Source organism: Mesorhizobium ciceri biovar biserrulae WSM1271, from assembly GCF_000185905.1.
Classification (GTDB): domain Bacteria; phylum Pseudomonadota; class Alphaproteobacteria; order Rhizobiales; family Rhizobiaceae; genus Mesorhizobium; species Mesorhizobium ciceri.
The window spans coordinates 1114661-1133767 of record NC_014923.1 but is presented as its reverse complement, the minus strand read 5'-3'; the positions used below and the strand labels follow the sequence as shown (position 1 = coordinate 1133767).

Annotated in this window: 19 protein-coding genes; 10 read left to right on the top strand and 9 right to left on the bottom strand. The window is 64.1% G+C overall.

Annotation, left to right across the window (positions count from 1 at the left end):
* The first annotated feature begins 186 nt into the window (after window positions 1-186).
* The 9 genes from MESCI_RS05410 (at window position 187) to MESCI_RS05370 (ending at window position 8085) form a co-directional block, all read left to right on the top strand.
* Entirely contained in the window at window positions 187-1251 is a 1065-nt protein-coding gene (locus MESCI_RS05410; protein ID WP_013528946.1) for a polyamine ABC transporter substrate-binding protein, read from the top strand.
* A 103-nt stretch (window positions 1252-1354) separates the two neighbouring features.
* On the top strand, window positions 1355-2197 hold the full coding sequence (locus MESCI_RS05405; protein ID WP_013528945.1) for an ABC transporter permease: 843 nt from the start codon (window positions 1355-1357) through the stop codon (window positions 2195-2197).
* A complete protein-coding gene (locus tag MESCI_RS05400) occupies window positions 2190-2984 on the top strand; it encodes an ABC transporter permease (RefSeq protein WP_013528944.1) in 795 nt (264 codons plus the stop codon). The genes MESCI_RS05405 and MESCI_RS05400 overlap by 8 nt, the downstream gene beginning before the upstream one ends.
* Entirely contained in the window at window positions 2981-4054 is a 1074-nt protein-coding gene (locus MESCI_RS05395) for an ABC transporter ATP-binding protein (protein WP_013528943.1), read from the top strand. Before MESCI_RS05400 ends, MESCI_RS05395 begins: the two co-directional genes overlap by 4 nt.
* Before the next feature lie 13 nt (window positions 4055-4067).
* A complete protein-coding gene (locus tag MESCI_RS05390; protein WP_013528942.1) occupies window positions 4068-5342 on the top strand; it encodes a glycosyltransferase in 1275 nt (424 codons plus the stop codon).
* Window positions 5339-5689: a cupin domain-containing protein gene (locus MESCI_RS05385; RefSeq protein ID WP_013528941.1), complete on the top strand. Its 351-nt coding sequence runs from the start codon at window positions 5339-5341 to the stop codon at window positions 5687-5689. Before MESCI_RS05390 ends, MESCI_RS05385 begins: the two co-directional genes overlap by 4 nt.
* Window positions 5690-5706: 17 nt before the next feature.
* On the top strand, window positions 5707-6048 hold the full coding sequence (locus MESCI_RS05380) for a cupin domain-containing protein (RefSeq protein WP_013528940.1): 342 nt from the start codon (window positions 5707-5709) through the stop codon (window positions 6046-6048).
* A gap of 23 nt (window positions 6049-6071) precedes the next feature.
* The gene (locus MESCI_RS05375; protein ID WP_013528939.1) at window positions 6072-6416 is read left to right on the top strand and encodes a cupin domain-containing protein; all 345 of its coding nucleotides are present in this window, start codon (window positions 6072-6074) and stop codon (window positions 6414-6416) included.
* Between the two features lie 160 nt (window positions 6417-6576).
* Entirely contained in the window at window positions 6577-8085 is a 1509-nt protein-coding gene (locus tag MESCI_RS05370; RefSeq protein ID WP_013528938.1) for an aldehyde dehydrogenase family protein, read from the top strand.
* Window positions 8086-8232: 147 nt separating this feature from the next.
* Here MESCI_RS05370 and MESCI_RS05365 read toward each other — a convergent pair whose 3' ends face one another.
* From MESCI_RS05365 to MESCI_RS05340, 6 genes are all read right to left on the bottom strand, one after another.
* Window positions 8233-8940, bottom strand: a complete 708-nt coding sequence (locus MESCI_RS05365) for a hypothetical protein (RefSeq protein WP_013528937.1) — start codon at window positions 8938-8940, stop codon at window positions 8233-8235.
* A gap of 301 nt (window positions 8941-9241) precedes the next feature.
* The gene (locus tag MESCI_RS05360) at window positions 9242-10003 is read right to left on the bottom strand and encodes an SDR family NAD(P)-dependent oxidoreductase (protein ID WP_013528936.1); all 762 of its coding nucleotides are present in this window, start codon (window positions 10001-10003) and stop codon (window positions 9242-9244) included.
* Between the two features lie 10 nt (window positions 10004-10013).
* Window positions 10014-10826, bottom strand: a complete 813-nt coding sequence (locus tag MESCI_RS05355; protein WP_013528935.1) for an ABC transporter permease — start codon at window positions 10824-10826, stop codon at window positions 10014-10016.
* The gene (locus MESCI_RS05350; protein ID WP_013528934.1) at window positions 10826-11689 is read right to left on the bottom strand and encodes an ABC transporter permease; all 864 of its coding nucleotides are present in this window, start codon (window positions 11687-11689) and stop codon (window positions 10826-10828) included. Before MESCI_RS05350 ends, MESCI_RS05355 begins: the two co-directional genes overlap by 1 nt.
* Window positions 11690-11764: 75 nt before the next feature.
* The gene (locus MESCI_RS05345) at window positions 11765-12928 is read right to left on the bottom strand and encodes an ABC transporter substrate-binding protein (protein ID WP_013528933.1); all 1164 of its coding nucleotides are present in this window, start codon (window positions 12926-12928) and stop codon (window positions 11765-11767) included.
* Complete coding sequence (locus MESCI_RS05340; protein ID WP_013528932.1) at window positions 12909-14045, bottom strand: ABC transporter ATP-binding protein; 1137 nt, start codon at window positions 14043-14045, stop codon at window positions 12909-12911. Before MESCI_RS05340 ends, MESCI_RS05345 begins: the two co-directional genes overlap by 20 nt.
* Window positions 14046-14158: 113 nt before the next feature.
* On the opposite strand from MESCI_RS05340, the gene MESCI_RS05335 reads away from it, so the two are divergent.
* Window positions 14159-14965 (top strand): helix-turn-helix transcriptional regulator, encoded by an 807-nt coding sequence (locus MESCI_RS05335; protein WP_013528931.1) that lies wholly within the window; start codon window positions 14159-14161, stop codon window positions 14963-14965.
* Between the two features lie 5 nt (window positions 14966-14970).
* Here MESCI_RS05335 and MESCI_RS05330 read toward each other — a convergent pair whose 3' ends face one another.
* From MESCI_RS05330 to MESCI_RS05320, 3 genes are all read right to left on the bottom strand, one after another.
* Window positions 14971-17037 carry a 3-hydroxyacyl-CoA dehydrogenase NAD-binding domain-containing protein gene (locus tag MESCI_RS05330; RefSeq protein WP_013528930.1) on the bottom strand — a complete coding sequence of 689 codons (2067 nt, stop codon included), beginning with the start codon at window positions 17035-17037 and terminating at the stop codon, window positions 14971-14973.
* 137 nt (window positions 17038-17174) lie between these two features.
* Window positions 17175-18122 carry an ABC transporter permease gene (locus MESCI_RS05325; RefSeq protein WP_013528929.1) on the bottom strand — a complete coding sequence of 316 codons (948 nt, stop codon included), beginning with the start codon at window positions 18120-18122 and terminating at the stop codon, window positions 17175-17177.
* A gap of 3 nt (window positions 18123-18125) precedes the next feature.
* Window positions 18126-19106, bottom strand: coding sequence for an ABC transporter permease (locus MESCI_RS05320; protein ID WP_164919854.1), 981 nt, complete (start codon window positions 19104-19106; stop codon window positions 18126-18128).
* Window position 19107: the final 1 nt, after the last annotated feature.

Here is a 19107-nt window from a genome sequence, read left to right as displayed (position 1 = left end):
CGGACGCAATCGGCCAGTTTCCTCGGTCGTTTGACAAATTATGGATTGACGTACTTTTTTCTGCAATAGTACTGTCAACACAATCGGCGAGAAAAAGACCGAGGGAACAGGATCGAGGCAGCGGCAAGGGTCGCAAGCGTTGGTCCGGCGAATGAAATTCGACGATCAACCGAATGGGAGTCTGTCATGACCGCTACCAGCCTGCGGCGCCGTGCGCTGAAAACATCTTCGATCGCACTTGGCCTGGCCTTGGCGCTGTCCGCGCCGGCGACGGCTGCCGACCTCGTCATTTCCAACTGGGACGGCTACATGGCACTCGACGCCATGGCCGCCTTCAAGACCGCAACCGGCGTTTCGGGCGAAGTGGTGGTGCATGCCACCAATGAAGAGATCATGGGCAAGCTGATCGCCGCCGGCGGCAAGGGCTATGACGTGGTCTTTGTCTCCTCACCCTTCGCCGAGGTGCTGAACAAGCTCGGCCTGACCGAGCCGATCGACCACGCCAAGATCCCCAACCTCGCCAACCTCTATCCGGAAGCAGCCAAGCTGCCGCACGATGTCGGCAATGCCTTCTCGGTGCCCTACACCTGGGGCACCACCGGCCTCTGCTATCGCTCGGATCTGATGAAGGTCGCACCGGCCAGCTGGAGCGACCTGCTCGCGCCCTCCGACGAATTGAAGGGCAAGACCACCATGCTGGCGACCGACCGCTGGCTGCTGGCCGCCGGCCAGCTCGACAAGGGCTATTCGGTCAACGAAACCGACCCGGCCAAGATGGCCGAGGTCAAGGATCTGCTGATCTCGGCCAAGAAGACCCTGCTCGCCTATGACGACACCACCTTCTATTCCAAGCTGGTGTCCGGCGAGGCACTGATGGTGCAGGCCTGGGACGGCTGGTGCAATTACGGCATCGCCGAAAAGCCGGAGATCAAATACGTCATTCCCAAGGAAGGTTCGGACCTCTGGGTCGACACGATGGTGGTGATGAAGGCCTCCGCCAACAAGGACGCCGCCTTCCAGTTCATCAACTTCATGCTCGACGCCAAGAACCACGCCTGGGCGGCGCAGAACATCGACTACAAGGTGCCGAACAAGCCGGCCATGGAGAGCCTGCCGGCCGATTTTCTGGCAAAATTCCCCAACATGGCGATGCCGGTGGCCGATCTCGTCAAATTCGAGCAGTTGCGTGACGTCGGCGACGCCCAGCGCGACTATTCGAAGATCGTCAGCGAGATCAAGGCTGCGCAGTAAGCGGCGGCACATCAGAGACCACGGCCGACGGCGGGTTTCCGCCGTCGGCCGCTGAATGCGGTACCCAATCGTGTCCTCAACCAGACTTCGTTCCTCCTTGCTGATGGCCCCGGCGCTGGCCTGGCTCGCGGCCTTGATGGTGGTGCCGTGCGCGCTGGTACTGGCGCTCGCCTTCTTCCGGCGTGGCATCTATGGCGGCATCGAATACACCTTCACGCTGGAGAATTTCGGCCTGGTCTTCGACCCGCTCTATGCCGGCATCTTCCTCAATTCGGCGCGCATCGCCGGCACCGCGACCCTGATCGCGGTGGTGATCGGCTATGCTGCCGCCTACGCGATATCGGCGGCACCGCGCCGGTGGCAGCCAGTGTTCCTGTTCTTCGCCGTGCTGCCGTTCTGGTCCAACTATCTGATCCGCACCTATGCCTGGATCGTGCTGCTCAACCGCGAAGGCCTGATTACCCAGCTGCTGCGCTGGTTCGGCTACACCGGCGAGCCGCCGTCGATGCTCTACACCGAAGGCGCCGTCATCGCCGGCCTGGTCTATAACTACCTGCCCTTCGTCATCCTCGCCTGCTACGCACCGTTGTCGCGTCTCAACCCGGAACTCGCCGAGGCCTCGCGTGATCTCGGCGCTTCGGCAGCCACCACGTTCCGTCGTGTCGTCCTGCCGCTGACCGTACCGGGCATCGCCGCCGGCGCGGTCTTCGTCTTCGTGCTGTCGATCGGTAATTTCGTCACGCCCGCGCTGCTCGGCGGCGGCCGCTTCCAGATGATCGGCAACCTCGTCTACGACCAGTTCCTGACCGCCAACGACTGGCCTTTCGGGGCGGCACTGGCGATGGCGCTGATTGCCATCATGCTTCTGGTACTGACGGCGCAAGCGCTGGCCGCCAATCGCGCCTCGGGTCACGTCACGCAAGCCGGCGGTAACACCGATGGCTGAGCGCTCTCCCGGCACGCGGCGTACGCTCTGGTTCGTGCTCAGCCTCGTCTTCGCCTTCCTCTACATCCCGATCGCCGTGCTGGTGGCGCTGTCTTTCAACGAAGGCGGGCTGCCGACAGCGTGGTCGGGCTTCTCCCTGAAATGGTACGCCTCGCTGGCCGGCAATTCGGCGATCCTGTCCGCGGCCCTCAACACGCTGATCGTGGCGCTGGTCTCGACCGCGATCGCCACTCTGCTCGGCACGCTGCTGGCGATCGGCATCGAGATGCGCCGGCAATACGGCAAGGCCCTCGAAGCGCTGATTTTCGCACCGATGATCATTCCCGACATCGTGCTGGCGATCGCGCTGCTCTCGTTCTTCTCCATGCTCAACCTGACGATGGGCCTGCACACCATCATCCTCGCCCATGTCGTCTTCAACCTCGCCTTCGTCTGCTCGGTGGTGCGCGCGCGGCTGAAGAGTTTCGACTGGTCGATCGTCGAGGCCTCCGCCGATCTCGGCGCCTCCGCGCTCACCACCTTCCGGCGGGTGACATTGCCGGTCATCGCGCCGGCGGTGATTGCAGGGGCGCTGCTCGCCTTCACGCTCTCGGTCGACGAGTTCATCATCGCCTTCTTCACCGCTGGCGCCGGCCGCGCCTCGACGACGCTGCCGATGCAGATCTACGCCATGATCCGCTTCGGCATCACGCCGGAGATCAACGCGCTGGCGACCATCGTCATGGCGGTCTCGATCACCGCGCTGACCCTGTCGCAGCGGCTCAACCGTGGGATCATCGGCCAATGAGCGAACCCCGCACTCTGCTGGCCATCGATCATGTGTCGAAGAATTTCGGCAGGGTGACGGCTGTCGACGGCATCTCGCTCGACATCCGCGAGAACGAGTTCTTCGCTTTGCTCGGCCCGTCCGGCTGCGGCAAGACCACGCTCTTGCGCATGCTGGCCGGTTTCGAGACGCCCAATGACGGGCGCATCCTGCTCGACGGACGCGACATCGCCAAAACCCCGCCCAACAAGCGGCCGGTCAATCTCATGTTCCAATCCTATGCGCTGTTTCCGCATATGAGCGTTCGCGCCAATGTCTCCTACGGCCTGGAGATGGAACGTTTGCCGGCAGCTGAAATCCGCTCCCGCGTCGATGCCATCCTGGCGACGACCGAGCTCGTCCCCTTCGCCGACCGCAAGCCGGAGCAATTGTCGGGCGGCCAGAAGCAGCGCGTCGCGCTTGCCCGCGCGCTGGTCAAGCGGCCTCGCCTGCTGCTGCTCGACGAGCCGCTCGGCGCGCTCGACAAGAAACTGCGCGGCGCCATGCAGCTGGAATTGAAGCGCCTGCAGCACGAGGTCGGCATCACCTTCGTCATCGTCACCCATGACCAGGAGGAATCGCTCGTCATGGCCGACCGCATGGCGGTGCTGAAAGACGGCAGATTGCTGCAATGCGACACGCCGCACGCGATCTACGAACACCCCGCCGATCGCTTCGTCGCCGACTTCATCGGCGTGATGAATTTCGTGCCGGGCCAAGCCGCCGCCGATGGCGTTGTGGCCACGAATGGCGCACGCATATCAGGCAAGGTTCCGGCAACGCTCTCGCCCGGCGCATCCGCTGTCGCTTCGGTGCGCCCTGAGCGCATCCGGCTATTCCCATCGGTGGAAACCGCCAACCGCATCACCGGCACGGTCGACGCGCTGGCCTATCACGGGCTTGACCTGCAGCTGCATGTCCGCACGCCCCTGTCGCCAAAGCCGTTCCTGGTGCGCGTCACCGCAGATGCCGCCGACCGCCGGCCGGTCTCGTCGGGCGACCAGGTCGAACTCGGCTGGGATGCCGCCGATGTCAGAATTTTCGCAGAATGACAGGAGAAGCCTGATGGCGCAGAAGACGATCGCGTTTTTTCCAGAAGCCGCCTACGGCCCGGCGCTCAATTCCGTCGGCATCGCCCAGGCAGTCGAAGCGCGCGGCCACAAGGCGGTGTTCCTGTCCGACCCCGGCTTCGTCGATGTCTACAAGGGCTACGGCTTCGAGGCGCATCCGGTGAACCTGTCGGAGCCGATGCCGCCCGAGCAGATGGCGAAATTCTGGGAAGATTTCATCAACGGCCATATCCCGAACTTCCGCAAATCGCCCTACGACCAGGTCGACAACTACGTCAAGGATTGCTGGACGGCGATCGTCGACAGCGCCAAATGGGCGCAGAAGGATCTGCCGCGCGTTCTCTCAGCCATCAAGCCGGATGTGATCTGCGTCGACAACGTCATCCTGTTCCCGGCCATCAAGCAGTACGGCAAGCCGTGGGTGCGCGTCATCTCCTGCTCGGAAAACGAGATCGAGGACGAGGACATCCCGCCCCATCTCTCCGGCTGCGGCGAGAACGACCATGCCGGCCACCAGCGCTACCGCGACCACTTCAATGCGGTGATCAAGCCGATCCATGACGACTTCAACGGCTTTCTCACCGCCAACCACGAGGCGCCCTATCCGGTCGGCCAGTTCTTCGAAGCCTCGCCCCATTTGAACCTGCTGCTCTACCCCGAGGCGGCAAAATTCAAGCGCCGCCATCCGCTCGACCCGGCAAAATTCCAGTATCTCGAAGGCTGCGTGCGGCACGAAAAGCCGTACACGGTGCCGACCTTCTCCAGGAACAATGACGGGCCGCTGCTCTACGTCTCCTTCGGCAGCCTGGGCGCCGGCGATGTCGAGCTGCTGAAGCGCATCATCGCGACATTGGGCAAGACGCGCTACAGGGCTCTGGTCAATGTCGGCGGCTACAAGGACCAGTACACGGACGTGCCCGGCAACGTCATTGTCGACAGCTGGTTTCCGCAGCCCTCGGTCATCCCGCAGGTCGATGCCGTCATCCACCATGGCGGCAACAACTCGTTCACCGAGTGCCTCTATTTCGGCAAACCGGCCATCATCATGCCCTATGTCTGGGACGGCCACGACAACGCCACCCGCGTCGAGGAAACTGGCCACGGCTTCGGCATGCCGCGCTACGACTGGACCGATGCCGAGCTGGTTGCCAGGATCGAGACCTGCCTGACCGACCCGGCGATGAAAGCCAAGCTGGCGAAGACATCGGCGCAGATGCACGCGCAGAATGGCCCGGAGAAGGCGGCAGGATTGCTGGAGGGGTTGCTGTGACCTCCTCCGCCCCACACCTCCACCAGGCCTCCACCCGAACCGACCTCGTCGACTGGGGCGTCCAACCTGACGCCCTGGACGGCGCTTCGCGCTCCACCGGCAGGCTCGTGCACAAAGGGCCAAACAACCAGCCGGAATCCGGCATTTGGGTCTGCACGCCAGGCCGCTGGCGCCTCAGTATCCCGCACGACGAATTGTGCCATTTCGTCGCCGGCCGCGCGACCTACCGGTCGGATGTCGGTGAGATGATAGAAGTCTCCACCGGCACCGTGGTCATGTTCCCTGCCGGCTGGAGAGGCGAATGCACCGTGCATGAGACGATGCGCAACGTCTACATGCTGGCGTGACCACGGAGCTTGATGACATGTCGACACCGCACTGGCCGAAGGCTTCGGCCGTGGAATTGGAAGACTGGGGCGCGGGCAGCAACACGCTCGCCGGTTCGCCGCGCGCTTCGGGCAAGGTCCTGGCGCAGAACCCGGACGGATCGAGCGAATGCGGCCTGTGGGCGTGCACGCCGGGCACGCGCAAGGTCACCTTTGGCGCCGACGAATTCTGCCACTTCCTGTCGGGACGCGGCAGCTATGTCCATGACGACGGCGAGGAGATCGCGGTCGAGGCCGACACGCTGGTATTCTTCCCCGCCGGCTGGACCGGCATCTCCATCATCACGCAAACGCTGACCAAGGCCTTCATGTGCCGCTGAGCACTCATTTCCAAGGAATCGATATGACAACCCCCATCATGAAATCCCCGCTTACCATTACCGACCTCGTCGACTGGGGCGTCATCCCGACCATGATCGAGGGCCAATCCCATACCTCGGGCAAGCTGCTGTACAAGGGGCCGGAAGGCCGCTCCGAATGCGGGCTTTGGGTCTGCACTCCGGGCAAATGGCACTGCCATGTCACCCGCGACGAGTTCTGCCACTTCCTCGAAGGGCGCTGCACCTATGTGCATGAATCCGGCGAGGTCATCGAGATCGAGCCGGATACGGCAGCGTTCTTCCCGCAGGACTGGAAGGGCGTCTGCACCGTCCATGAGACAATCAAGAAGGTCTACATGATCCGCTGAGCCTTCTCGATAATTCTGCCCTGCCGGACACCTGACGCGGCTTTCTGGGCTTCCGGTGCTCACGGACTAAATGTCCGCTGCGCTCCGGTTCTCGAAAGCCACGCCATCTGCCTCGGCAGGACGAATTCTCAAAAAGGCTCCATAAATGGAGAAGGACAAAATGGATTTCTCTCCTGACCGGCCAACCTTCTTCGTCAATCCGGACTACCGGTCGATGGCCGGCGCGGCAAAACCGGTGATCGATCCGGCGACGCTGGAAACCGTCGGCGCCATTGCCGCCGCCAGCGACGGCGAGATCGACGCTGTGCTCACGGCGGCAACCAGGGCGCAGGCCGCCTGGAAGAAGCTCGATGCCAAGAGCCGGGCCAAGCATCTGCATGCCGTCGCCAACGCCATCGAGGCGGCGGACTTCACGCGTTGCGCCGAGCTGATGGTGCGCGAGATGGGCAAACCCTACCCCGAAGCGATCGGCGAGATCGCCAATTGCGCGCCGATCTTCCGCTACTATGCCGAGATGGCGCGCGACGATGCCGGCAAGATCGCCGGCACGACGCAGGCCGGTTCGTTCCAGTATGCGCGCTACGAACCTTACGGCGTCTCCGTACACATCATGCCCTACAATTTCCCGATCCTGCTGATGTGCTGGACGGTCGCCGCATCGCTCGCCGCCGGCAATGCCTGCATCATCAAGCCGGCCGAGGCGACGACGCTCTCGACGCTGGACTATATGACCGTGTTCCGCTCGCTGCCAGAGGGGCTGGTCTCCTGCCTGCCCGGCGGAGCGGCCACAGCGCAGGCGCTGATCGCCTCCGACCGCACCCATGCCGTTGCCTTCACCGGCTCGGTCGCCGCAGGCAAGGCGGTGGCGGTGGCCTGCGCCGAACGCATGAAGCCGTGCGTCATCGAGGCCGGCGGCAGCGACCCGCTGATCATAAGCGAGCACGCGCCGCTCGAGATCGCGGCGGCCGGCAGCGTCACCGCCGCCTTCCACCTCACCGGCCAGGTCTGCACTTCGGCCGAGCGCTTCTTCGTCGTCGATTCCGTGCACGACCGCTTCGTCGCGCTGTTCGCCGAAAGGACGCGGGCGCTGCGCATCGGCAACGGCATGGACAAGACCGAGATCGGCCCGCTGGTCAGCGAAAGCGCGCGGACCAAAGTCATGCGCCTTGTCGACGATGCGATCGCTCATGGCGCCGTCGCAGTCACCGGCGGGCGTATCCCGCCTGCGTACAATGTCGGCTGGTTCTACGAACCGACGATCCTGACCGGCGTCACCCCTGATATGGCGATCGTGCGCGAAGAGTGTTTTGGACCCGTCGCCGCCATCTCCCGGGTCAGGGATTTCGACGAGGCGATCCGGCTTGCCAATGACAGCCCGTTCGGGCTCGGCGCTTCGGTGTTCACATCGGATCTGGCCGAAGCCCACGAGGCGGCGGAACGGCTCGAAGCCGGCATGGTCTGGGTCAACAACCCGCTGATCGACAATGACGCCCTGCCGTTCGGCGGCTGGAAGGCCTCCGGCCTCGGCCGCGAACTCGGACGCCAGGGCCTCGACGCTTTCCGCCGCTCCAAGATGGTGATCATTGACCACAAGCCTGCGATCCAGGACTGGTGGTACCCCTACCCCGACAGCTGGTTTCGCGAGACCGGCGGCCGCAAGCATGTCTGAGTGTTTCGAGCCTGGCTATCCCTGGACGCCAGCTCGGTGGCTATCCCTGGATAGCCAGCCCGACCATGAGCGGGAAAAGGCAATGCCGCCGAGTGAAACCCGGCGGCATTGCCTTTGACTGACCACTACCGTTTCGGCGGCGGTTCGTTACGGCGTCGTTTCCGTCTGCATCGCGGCAGCCGTCTGGTCGATCTTGCCGGCAAGGACGTCTTGAGCCCAGGACGTGACCGCAGCGTCGACGGGCTTGTTGGCCATATCCGCCAATGCCGCGTCGAGCGATGCATCATCGGTGCCGACCGCGGCCGCAGCAGCAGCAGCGTTGTCGGCAGCGACCTCGGCCTGCAGAGCAGCTATCTTCCCAGGCAGGGCCGCCTGATCTTCGGGCGACATCGCGGCAATCTGATCGGGTGTCAGGGACGTCAGCGCATCCAGCTTAGCCTGTGCTGCGTCGGCGGCGGCCTGAGCGACCTTGGCTTTGGCGGACTGCGTCACGAATGCCTGAAGGGCGGCGAATTTCTTGCTCTTCGAGTTCATATAGGCATTGATGTTGCGCTTCAGCGAGCTCACCCGGCCAAGCTTGGCGTGGATGTTCTTGCCTTTGGGCACGGACGAGACCTTGGTGGTCTTGTCGACCGTGGTGTCGTCCGCTTTGGCCACCTGGCCGGGGGCCGACGACGACTTGCCGTGCGAAGCGCCGCTCTTGCCATTGCCGCCGTTGCCATTGCTACCGCCGTTGCCGTGCCCGTTGCCTCCGGCATTGCCACCGCCACCGCCGTGCCCATTGCCGGCGAGCGCCGGAGATGCCAGGAGCGCCAATGCAGCAAGCGCCGCCAGCAGAGTTTTCCGGTTTGTCATGGTAATCTCCTCGGGAATCGTCGCCCTGGCCCGACCGCTAAGCGACCGTCCTATGAGGAATTGCTAATAGTGCAGAGTAAACTTTAGACAAATGCTGTCTCAATACGCGATCTGGCACCCGGCCAGAAACTTAACCGACTGATATCAAACACAAATTCACGCTCTTGGACGGCCATGGCACTGAAGTCCCATGCCGGCAGGACTATAGTCCTGCCGGCAAGCAGCGGCATGGGTGAAAGTCTTTGCGTGGTATATCGGACAAGCTTTGAAAACAGGGGAGTTGATAGCGAAAGCAAAAGGCTCAGCCGATACTTTCACCGCCGTCGATTACCAGCGCCTGGCCGGTCATGAAGGATGAACGGTCGGAGACAAGGAACAGGATCGCTTCGGCGATCTCATCGGCGCTGGCCCAGCGGCCCATCGGGATCTTGGTGCGGACATAGGTTTCGATCGCCCCGCGTCCGCCCATCTGGGCGATGAACGGTTCGTTGAACGGCGTGTCGACCCAGCCCGGACAGAGCGCGTTGATGCGGACATTATGACGGGCATAGTCGAGCGACATCTGCCGTGTCATCGCCACCACCGCATGTTTGGAGGTTGCGTAGGCGATCATCTCGCGGTCGTAGAACACGCCCGAATTGGAGGCGGTGTTGAGGATGACGCCGCCGCCTCGTGCGATCATCGATGGCATGACGATCCTGGCCGCCAGGAACTGCGCCCGCACATTGACCCGCCACGAGGCATCCATGCCGCCGACCTCCACTTCGGTCAGCGTGCCGCCGACCTGGATGCCGGCGTGATTGTGCAGGATGTCGATGCGCCCATGCCTGTCGAGCGTGCCGGCAATGAGCTGTTCGACCGCCGCATCATCAGCGACATCGGTCTTGATCGCCTCGGCCCGTCCACCCGCTGCCCGAATGTCCGAAGCCGTTGCTTCGCCGGCGGCCTGGTCCCTGTCGGCGATGACGACCACCGCGCCTTCCCTGCCCATGATCATGGCGCCGGCGCGCCCGATGCCGGAGCCGGCGCCTGTCACCACGGCGATGCGGTCTTTGAGGATCATGATGCGGCTTTCAGTTCGACGGCTTGCGCTGGCGCAACTGCCATTGGGCAAGCACCACGAGCAGCACGGAAGCGACGAGCACGATTGTCGCGATGGCGTTGATCTCCGGCGTCACGCCGCGCCGGATCGACGCGAAGACATAGATCGGCAGCGTCGTCTGCGCGCCGGCGACGAAGAAGGCGATGACGAAATCGTCGAAGGAGAAGGTGAAGGCGAGCAGGAAGCCGGCAACGACCGCCGGCATGATCTGCGGCAGCACGATCGAGCGGAACGTCGTCAACGGCGTCGCGTAGAGATCGCTCGACGCCTCGACCAGATTGCGGTCGAGGCTGCCGAGCCGCGTGCCGACGATCATCGTCACCAGCGCCATCGAGAACAGCCCGTGCGCCGCGATAATCGAACCGTAGCCGAGCGCCAGCCGCGGCGGCTGATCGTCCGGCCAGATCGAGGCGAGGAACGGATTGACGACGGTGAACAATTGGACGAGCGCGACCAGAGTCGAAATGCCGATGACGACGCCCGGAACGACGATCGCGGCGCCCAGAAGTGCGTCGAAGACCGCGCGGGTCCGCACGCCGACGCGCGCCAGGCCGAGTGCCGCCGCGGTGCCGCACAGCGCCGCCAGCAAGGCGCTGGTGGTGGCGATGAACAGGCTGTTCTTCAGCGCTTCGACCAGGAACGGGTTCGCCAGTGCCTTGCCGTACCATTGCACCGAAAAGCCGGTGAACTCGCTGGCATGGTGGCCGGCGTTGAAGGAGAACAGCACCACCAGCGCGATCGGCAGATAGAGGAAAGCGAACACGGCAATGACGAAAGCCCGCATCAGATCAGATCCACCCGGCGCGCGCCCGAAACCCGGGTCGAGATGCGGTTGGCGGCAATCAGCACCACCACCGAGACCAGCACCAGCGTGATGGCGATGGCCGATCCGAACGGCCAGTTGCGCGATTGCAGGAACAGGTCGACCAGCGCATTGCCGATGAAGAACACCTTGCCGCCGCCAAGCAGCGTCGGGATCAGATATTCGCCGAGCAGCAGGATCATGACCAGCGAGAAGCCGGTCATGACGCCCGGCAACGACAGTTTCAGGGTCACGCCCAGGAAAGTCGATAATGGCGTGGCGCCGAGATCGGCGGAGGCTTCCAGCAGCCTGCGGTCAAGCCGTTCGAGGCTGACATAGATCGGCAGGATCATCAGCGGCAGGTAGCCATAGACGATGCCGAGCAGCACCGCGCCCGGCGTGTTGATCAGCCTGACATCCTCGATGCCGACAAAGGCGAGCAGCGCCGGAATGCCGCGCCCGCCCAGAATGTACATCCAGGCATAGGTCCGCATCAGCAGGCTGGTCCAGAACGGAATGACGACCAGCGCCAGCAGGATCAGCCGCCAGCGCTGCGGCGCGCGCAAGGCGAGATAGTAGGCAACGGGATAAGCGACGAGCAGGCAGGCGAGCGCTCCCACCGGCGCCAGCACCATGGTGTTCCAGAAGGCGGTCGCCCGCGCCGGAAGATTGGCATATTGCGCCAGCGTAAAGGCGGCCTGATAGCCGCCTTCCGGTGCGCGTTCGCCGACGCTGAACACGGCGATGGCGATGAACGGCAGCACCAGGAACACCACCAGCCACGCGGTCGCCGGACCGAGCAGCATGGCGGTCAGAAAATTCCTGCGAAGACGGCTGCCGTGCATGGAAAGATTGCCCCGGTGCCGGCGGGCATAAACCCGCCGGTCAAATTATCTGAGTCGAATTTGAGGCCGCCTGGCTCAGGCCGACTTGAAGCGCGCCATCAGTTCGGCACGGCCGGGGTCGGTCAACGTTGCCGCCGCGCCGAATTCCAGCGGCGTCAACAGGTCGGCTGCCGGATAGAGGATCGGGTTGTCGAGCACCTCCTTGGGCAGCAGCTTGTTGACGCGCGCATCGGTCGACGGCGCACCATTGGCCAAATGCTCCTTCACCGCCACCTGCGGATTCATCAGGTAGTTGAGCAGCGCGCAACCGGCGGGCTTGTTCGGCGCGTCTTTCGGAATGGCATAGAAATCGGTCCAGATCTCGCCGCCTTCCTTGCCCAGCACATAGGCGATCTCGGGAATGTCGCGATGCAGCTGCGCGCCGTCATTCGTCCAGCACATGGTCATCCACGCGTCGCCGGCGCGCATCCCCGGCTGGTAGTCGGAGGAGACCGCGAACAGATGCGGCTTGACCTTCAGCAGCAGTTCCTCCGCCTTGGCCAGTTCGTCCTGCTTGAGCGAATTGAACGAGTAGCCGTAATATTTCAGCGCATTGCCGATCGTGGTCAGCTGGTAGTCATGCACCATGGTGCGGCTGTCGCCTTCGGCCATGGCGGTGTCCCAGAACTCCTTCCAGCTCGTCATCGGCTTGGTCAGCTTCTTGGTGTTGACGGCAAAGCCGGTGGTGCCCCAGTTCTTCGGCACGGCGTAGATCGTCCCATCGATCGTACCTTCCCCAGTGAAGCGCGGATCCTCTTGCGAGCCGTCGAAATTCGGCAGCTTCGCCATTTCCAGCGGCTCGATGATGCCGAGCTTCTTGTAGGTCGAGATCGTGTAATTGGTCGGCACGAACAGGCTCCAGCCCGAGGCGCCGGCCTGCAGCTTGGCCAGCATCTCCTCATTGGAGCCGAACACGTTGACCTCGACGGCGACGCCGGTGTCCTTCTTGAAGTTCTCGAAGGTCGCCGGGTCATGATAGTTCGGCCAGGTGGCGATCGACATGCGATCGCCAAGGCTTTCCGCGGCAAAGGCCGGTGTCGGCATGATGCCGATCTCGCGCGCCATCACCGCCGTGGCAATGCCAAGGCCAGTGAGGCCGAGGAAGTCGCGGCGGCCGATCGAGCCGCGCTTCAAACGCATCAGCTGGTCGACGAAATTCTCGGGGCTTATCGGCAGTCCGTCACGATATGATTTCGACATGTTTATCTACCCTCTGGTTGGCCCCGTTGTTCTTGGTCTCCGCAAACGCCAGCGGCGTTCCGGAGGCAAAGCCGATGGCGACGGGTTCACCCGGCTTGAAGAGATTGCCGTGACCGATCAGGTGATCGGCTTTGGCCAGCAGCGTTCCGATGCCCTTGACCTCGATCGCGTATTCCGCCGTCGAGCCCAGGAATATCCGGTTGCGGACGATGCCCTTGAATGGGCCGCTTGCCTGGGCGCCGAGACTGAGCGATTCAGGACGCAGGCTGACCGAAACGACCTCGCCCTGCTGCAAAGCGGTCCGTTTGCGCGCCGCAATGACGGTGCCGTCGGCAAGCGCCACCTCCACCAGATCGCCCGAATGCCCGGCGACAGTACCGCTCAAGAGATTGGTCTTGCCGACGAAATCGGCAACAAACAGGTCGGCCGGTTCGTCATAGATCTCGCTCGGCTGCCCGAGCTGGACGATGCGACCGCCATTCATGACGCAGACGAAATCGCTCATCGACAGCGCTTCCTCCTGGTCGTGCGTGACCAGCACGAAGGTGATGCCGATCTCGCGCTGCAGGTTCTGCAGCTCGATCTGCATGTCGGTGCGCAGCTTCTTGTCGAGCGCCGCCAGCGGCTCATCGAGCAAGAGCACCGCCGGCTTGTTGACCAGGGCGCGGGCAAGCGCCACACGCTGCTGCTGGCCGCCCGACAGTTCGTGGATCTTGCGGCGGCCATAGCCGGCGAGCCGCACCATTTCGAGCGCCTCGCCCGCCCTCGAGGCGATCTCGCGCGAAGACAGCCTTGGCCGCGCCTGGCGCAGCCCATAGGCGACATTGTCCTCGACATCGAGATGCGGAAACAGCGCGTATTGCTGGAACACCATGTTGACCGGCCGCCGGTAGGGCGGCGTGCCGGCCATGTCCTGGCCGCGAATGAACACCTGGCCTTCGCTCGGCTGTTCGAAGCCACCGATCATGCGCAGGCAGGTGGTCTTGCCGCAGCCGGAGGGACCGAGCAGCGCGACAAAGGCGGAGGGCGGGACAGCGAGATCGATGCCGCTGACCGCGGTCACCGCGCCATAGCGCTTGGTGACGCCGCGAAACTCGATGTCGGGCACTGCGGTCAAGGCTGATGGCTCCAGCAACAGGGCAATATCGGAACGCTACCAGAGCCAATGGCGGCTAGTATATACCTCTCAGGTGGTATATCTGGTCTATTTTCTCGTTTAAGGGGGTAGCATTGTCCCGCAGCGACGAATACGGCCGGCTCGCCACGCTCCTCGCGACGACGCGGGAGACCAGCGGCGATCTCTTTGGCCAGGCGCTGGTCGAGTGGCTGCGGCAGCACGTTAGATTCGACCACTGCGTGATCTTCGGCTATCGCGGCGCCTCGCGCCCGCCGCTGCTGTTCGAGACCTTCTCGCCCACCGAGAGCCATGTGTTCGTCGCGCTCTATCAGGAAGGGCCGTATCTGCTCGATCCGTTCCATCACGCTGCGGTCGAGCGCAAGGAAGGGTTCTGGCGCATGCGCGAGCTGGCGCCGGACCGTTTCTATGCCAGCGAGTATTTCCGCTCCTATTACAGCCAGACCAGGCTGGCCGAGGAAGTCGGCTTCTTCGTGCCGCTGCCGGGCAAGGATGCGCTGGTGTTGTCGCTGATGCGGCTGCGCGCTTCAGGCCCTTTCGGCACCGCCGATGCCAGATTGCTGCGCGACATGGCTCCCGCGGTGATCAGCTTCATCAGGTTGCGCTGGCCTGCTCTTCCGGCCGACGAAACGGCGGAAGCGAAGCAGGACGAGACGGCCGCTATGGTCAACGAGTTCGACCGCGCCCATATCTGGCAGAGCCTGTCGCTGACGCCGCGCGAAAAGCATGTCGTCGACCTGGTGTTGCAGGGGCATTCGACGGAGTCGATCGCCCGCGCCATGCGCATCGTGCCGGGAACCGTGAAGGTCCATCGCCGCAACATCTACCGCAAGCTCAAGATCAAGTCGCAGGCCGGCCTGTTCGCGCGCTTCGTCGAGATCATCGATGCACGGATCCGGTAGGCTCTCTAACCGCCGGCTTCCCAGGACCCGGTCTCGGCCATCCGCTTCAGCAACGGCGCCGGCTTGAACACATCCTTGCCCGTCCGTTGATGCCAGTATTCGAGCCGCTCGATGATCCTGGCCGGACCTTCAAGGCCAACCCAGAACATCGGTCCGCCCTTGCCGATGGGAAAGCCGTAGCCATTGACCCAGACGACATCGATGTCGGACGCACGGGCCGCTATGCCTTCCTCCAGGATCTTGGCGCCCTCGTTGATCAGGGGGTAAAGCGTGCGCTCTACGATTTCCTCCGCACTGATCGCACGCGGTGCGATACCGTTCTCGGCGGCCTTGTCGCGGATCAGCGCTTCAACCTCGGGATCCGGCACTGGCGTGCGCGCGCCAGCCTCATAGAGGTAAAAACCCCGGCCGGTCTTCTGGCCGAAACGTCCTTGTTCGCACAGCGTGTCGGCGATCACGGCTTTCTGGCCGCGTGCCTTGCGGTTGCGCCAGCCAATGTCGAGGCCGGCGAGATCGCCCATCTGGAACGGCCCCATCGGCCAGCCGAAATCGGTGAACACCTGGTCGATCTGGCTGGGCGTTGCGCCTTCCAGAAGAAGCGCTTCCGATTCCGAGCCCCGCGCGGCAAGCATGCGGTTGCCGACGAAGCCGTGGCAGACGCCGACCACGACGGCCACCTTGCCGATCCGCCTCGCCAGGTCGACTGATGTCGCCAGCGCATCGGGCGCGGTCTTCTCGGCGCGCACGATCTCCAAGAGCTTCATGACATTGGCCGGCGAAAAGAAATGCAGGCCGAGCACATCCTGCGGCCGCGAGGTCGAGCCGGCGATTTCGTTGATGTCGAGATAGGAGGTGTTGGTGGCGAGGATCGCGCCGGGCTTGGCCACGGCTTCGAGCTTGCCGAACACTTCCTTCTTGACCGCCATGTCCTCGAACACCGCCTCGACGATCAGGTCGCAATCGGCGAGATCGACATAGTCGGTGGAGCCCTTGAACTGGGCGAGCCGTTGCCGCTTGGCGTCCTCGCTGAGCGAACCGCGCGTGACGGACACCGAGTAGTTCCTGTCGATGGTCGCCAAGCCGCGTTGCAGGGCCTCGTGGCTGGTTTCCAGCAAAATCACGGAATAGCCGCCATTGGCGAAGGCCATGGCGATGCCGCCGCCCATCGTGCCGGCGCCGATGACGCCGACGCGAGCGATCCTGCGCTTGACGATGTCTTTTCCTGGAAGCTTTGCCGCCTCACGTTCGGCGAAGAACAGATGGCGCTGCGCCCGCGACTGGTCGCTGGCGACCAGCTTGACGAACAGCGCACGCTCCGCCGCCAGCGCCGCATCGAAGGGCAGCGTGACGGCATTGCGCACCGACTGCGCACAAGCGATCGGTGCCTCGAGCCCGCGCGCTTTCCTGGCAAGATCCGCAGCCTCGACGTCGAACGCCGCGAGGTCGGCCTGCTTGAGTCCTTCATTGCGATCACGCACCGGCGTGAAGGGACCACCCTTGCGGGCGATTTCCCCAGCGAAGTTCACGGCATGCGTGGTCAGATCGCCTTCGAAGACGGCATCGACGAGACCGGCGGCGTGCGCCTCGGTCGCGCCGATCGGCGCACCTGAGACGATCATCTTCAACGCCTTCACCGCGCCGACAAGGCGCGGCAGCCGTACCGTGCCACCGCCACCCGGCAGCAGGCCGAGTTTGACTTCCGGCAGGCCGAGCTTGGCGCCGGCATCGGCAACACGGAAATGGCAGCCCAGCGCCAGCTCCAGCCCGCCACCGAGCGCGGTGCCGTGGATGGCTGCGACCGTCGGCTTGGCGATGGTTTCCAGCGTCGCCACGATGGCGCGCAGTTCGGGCTGCTGCATCGGCTTGCCGAACTCGGTGATGTCGGCGCCGGCGACAAAGGTCCGGCCGGCGCATGCAATGACGATGGCGGCAACCGACGCATCGTCGCGCAATTCGACCAGCGCCTGCATCAGCGGTTCGCGGACATGGAAGCTCAGCGCGTTGACCGGCGGATTGTCGATGGTGACGACGGCAACGTCGCCGTCGCGGCTGACCTTCACAAAATCGGACACGCAAACCTCCCAGCATTATTCAGCGGCCGTGGCCACGCGAACGGGATTTACAGCGCCATAACGTCGAAGGGAACCGGATGTCGGCCTGGCACAATGATTACAGGCCTTGAAGGTGTCTGGGACGACGAAGGCGGAGGCTACCGCAGCGCCTTCTGCCCGCCCGCCGCCGTGATCACCCCGACAATGATCAGCCCCGTCAGCAGCAACCGCACCCCGGCGCTCACCCCAAACGTGTTGAGCATGGTCAAAAGCAGCACCAGGAACAAAGCCGCGCCCCAGACGCCGGGGACATTGGCCTTGCCGCCGGCGACCGACGTGCCGCCGATGACGACGACGGCGATCGAGGCCAGCAGGTATTCGTTGCCAATGTCGACATTGGCGCCGCGGAAATAGCCGGCGAGCAGCGCGCCGTCGATGCCGCCGAGCGCGCCCGACAGCGTGTAGGTGAGGAAGCGGATGCGGCCGACATTGACACCGGCCAGCCACGCCGCGCGAATGTTCTGGCCGATCGCCAGCACCGAGCGGCCATAGATCATACGCTGCAGCGCGATGGCCGCGCCGACGGTGAACAATACCGTGAGGATCGCCAGCACCGGAATGCCCAGCACCTGCCAGTTGGCGAAATCGGCGAAGCCCGGCGGCGGCTTGATCTGCAGCCCGCGGCCATAGCTGATGTCGATCGACTGGATGATGAAGCTGGCCGATAGCGTGGCGATGATCGGCGGGATGCGCAGCGCCCAGATCAGCAGGTAGTTGGCGGCGCCGATCGCCGCCCCGCAGGCAAGTGCCGCCAAAAGCCCGACCGCGATCATGGAATCGTTGCCGTCCATCACCTTCATCGCGACGGCGCTGGCAAGGCCGATATTGGCCGGCAGCGACAGGTCGACATTGCCTGGTCCCAGCGTGATGACGAACATCTGGCCGACGCCGACAATGACGGTGAATACCGCCAGCGAAAGGGCTGCCGTCACCATGCCACCCCCGCCATAACCGCCGGTGAAGGCGATCGTCGCCAGCCACACAAGCAAGGCGCCAATGAACGACCAGATCCAGGGTTTGGTAAGCAGCGATCTCACCGATGTCATCGCTCACCTCTCCTTGCGGCTGATCAGCACGCGCGCCGCCAGCACGATGATCAGGATGGCGCCGTTGGCGGCCACCTGCCAGTCCGGCGGGATGTGCATGAAGGTGAGCAGCGGCGAGGCGGCCAGCGCCAGCGTCAGCGCGCCGATCACCGCACCGATCGGCGACACCCGGCCGCCGACGAATTCGCCGCCGCCGAGGATGACGCCGGCGATCGCCAGCAACGTGTAGCCATTGCCGATATTGGCGTCGGCCGAGGTGGTGATACCGATCAGCGCCATGCCGGACAGCACGCCGAACAGGCCGGCGAGCGCAAACAGCACAATCTTGGTTCGGAGCAGCGACCAGCCGGCGCGACCGAGCGCCGCCGGATTGCCGCCCGAGCCGCGCAGGATCACGCCGTAGGAGGTGCGCATAAGGCCGAAATGGACGATGAGGCCGATCAGCAGCGCCGCAATGATCGGGAACGGCACAAAAGGCGGCTTGAACGCCATCAGCCCGAGCAGCCAGTCCGGCGCCTTGCCGCCCGGCTTGGGCAGCACGAGAATGGCCAGCCCCTGCCAGACGAAGCTCATGCCGAGCGTCACCACGATCGACGGCAAATTGCGCAGATGGATCAGCGCCCCGAGCAGCGCATAGATGCCGATCGAGCCGAGCAGGATGGCGACGCCGATCAGCGGAGCGTCCTTCAGCCAGGTCGCGGTGACGCAGCCGACGAAGCCGACGAAAGTGCCGATCGACAGGTCGAGCTCGTTTCCGGCAATGACGAACATCTGCGCGATCGTCGCCAGCGCGATCGGGATCGCCAGGTTGAGCATCAGGCTGAAGCCGAAATAGCTGATGGCGCGCGGGTTGAGCCAGGCGATGGCGAGCAGCACCAGCGCCAGCGACAGCGCCGGCAGCAGCCCGCGCAGCAGGCGCGCGCGGGCCAGCGCGCCACGCTCGGCGGAAGTCCTGGCAGCGGTGTCGAGGCTGGCGGCCGTCATC

Coding starts and splice junctions, on each gene's coding strand:
- MESCI_RS05320 (WP_164919854.1), bottom strand. CDS start 19,106: ATGACGGCCGCCAGCCTCGACACCGCTGCCAGGACTTCCGCCGAGCGT.
- MESCI_RS05365 (WP_013528937.1), bottom strand. CDS start 8,940: ATGACAAACCGGAAAACTCTGCTGGCGGCGCTTGCTGCATTGGCGCTC.
- MESCI_RS05410 (WP_013528946.1), top strand. CDS start 187: ATGACCGCTACCAGCCTGCGGCGCCGTGCGCTGAAAACATCTTCGATC.
- MESCI_RS05380 (WP_013528940.1), top strand. CDS start 5,707: ATGTCGACACCGCACTGGCCGAAGGCTTCGGCCGTGGAATTGGAAGAC.
- MESCI_RS05395 (WP_013528943.1), top strand. CDS start 2,981: ATGAGCGAACCCCGCACTCTGCTGGCCATCGATCATGTGTCGAAGAAT.
- MESCI_RS05405 (WP_013528945.1), top strand. CDS start 1,355: ATGGCCCCGGCGCTGGCCTGGCTCGCGGCCTTGATGGTGGTGCCGTGC.
- MESCI_RS05360 (WP_013528936.1), bottom strand. CDS start 10,003: ATGATCCTCAAAGACCGCATCGCCGTGGTGACAGGCGCCGGCTCCGGC.
- MESCI_RS05325 (WP_013528929.1), bottom strand. CDS start 18,122: ATGACATCGGTGAGATCGCTGCTTACCAAACCCTGGATCTGGTCGTTC.
- MESCI_RS05400 (WP_013528944.1), top strand. CDS start 2,190: ATGGCTGAGCGCTCTCCCGGCACGCGGCGTACGCTCTGGTTCGTGCTC.
- MESCI_RS05350 (WP_013528934.1), bottom strand. CDS start 11,689: ATGCACGGCAGCCGTCTTCGCAGGAATTTTCTGACCGCCATGCTGCTC.
- MESCI_RS05345 (WP_013528933.1), bottom strand. CDS start 12,928: ATGTCGAAATCATATCGTGACGGACTGCCGATAAGCCCCGAGAATTTC.
- MESCI_RS05355 (WP_013528935.1), bottom strand. CDS start 10,826: ATGCGGGCTTTCGTCATTGCCGTGTTCGCTTTCCTCTATCTGCCGATC.
- MESCI_RS05370 (WP_013528938.1), top strand. CDS start 6,577: ATGGATTTCTCTCCTGACCGGCCAACCTTCTTCGTCAATCCGGACTAC.
- MESCI_RS05375 (WP_013528939.1), top strand. CDS start 6,072: ATGACAACCCCCATCATGAAATCCCCGCTTACCATTACCGACCTCGTC.
- MESCI_RS05390 (WP_013528942.1), top strand. CDS start 4,068: ATGGCGCAGAAGACGATCGCGTTTTTTCCAGAAGCCGCCTACGGCCCG.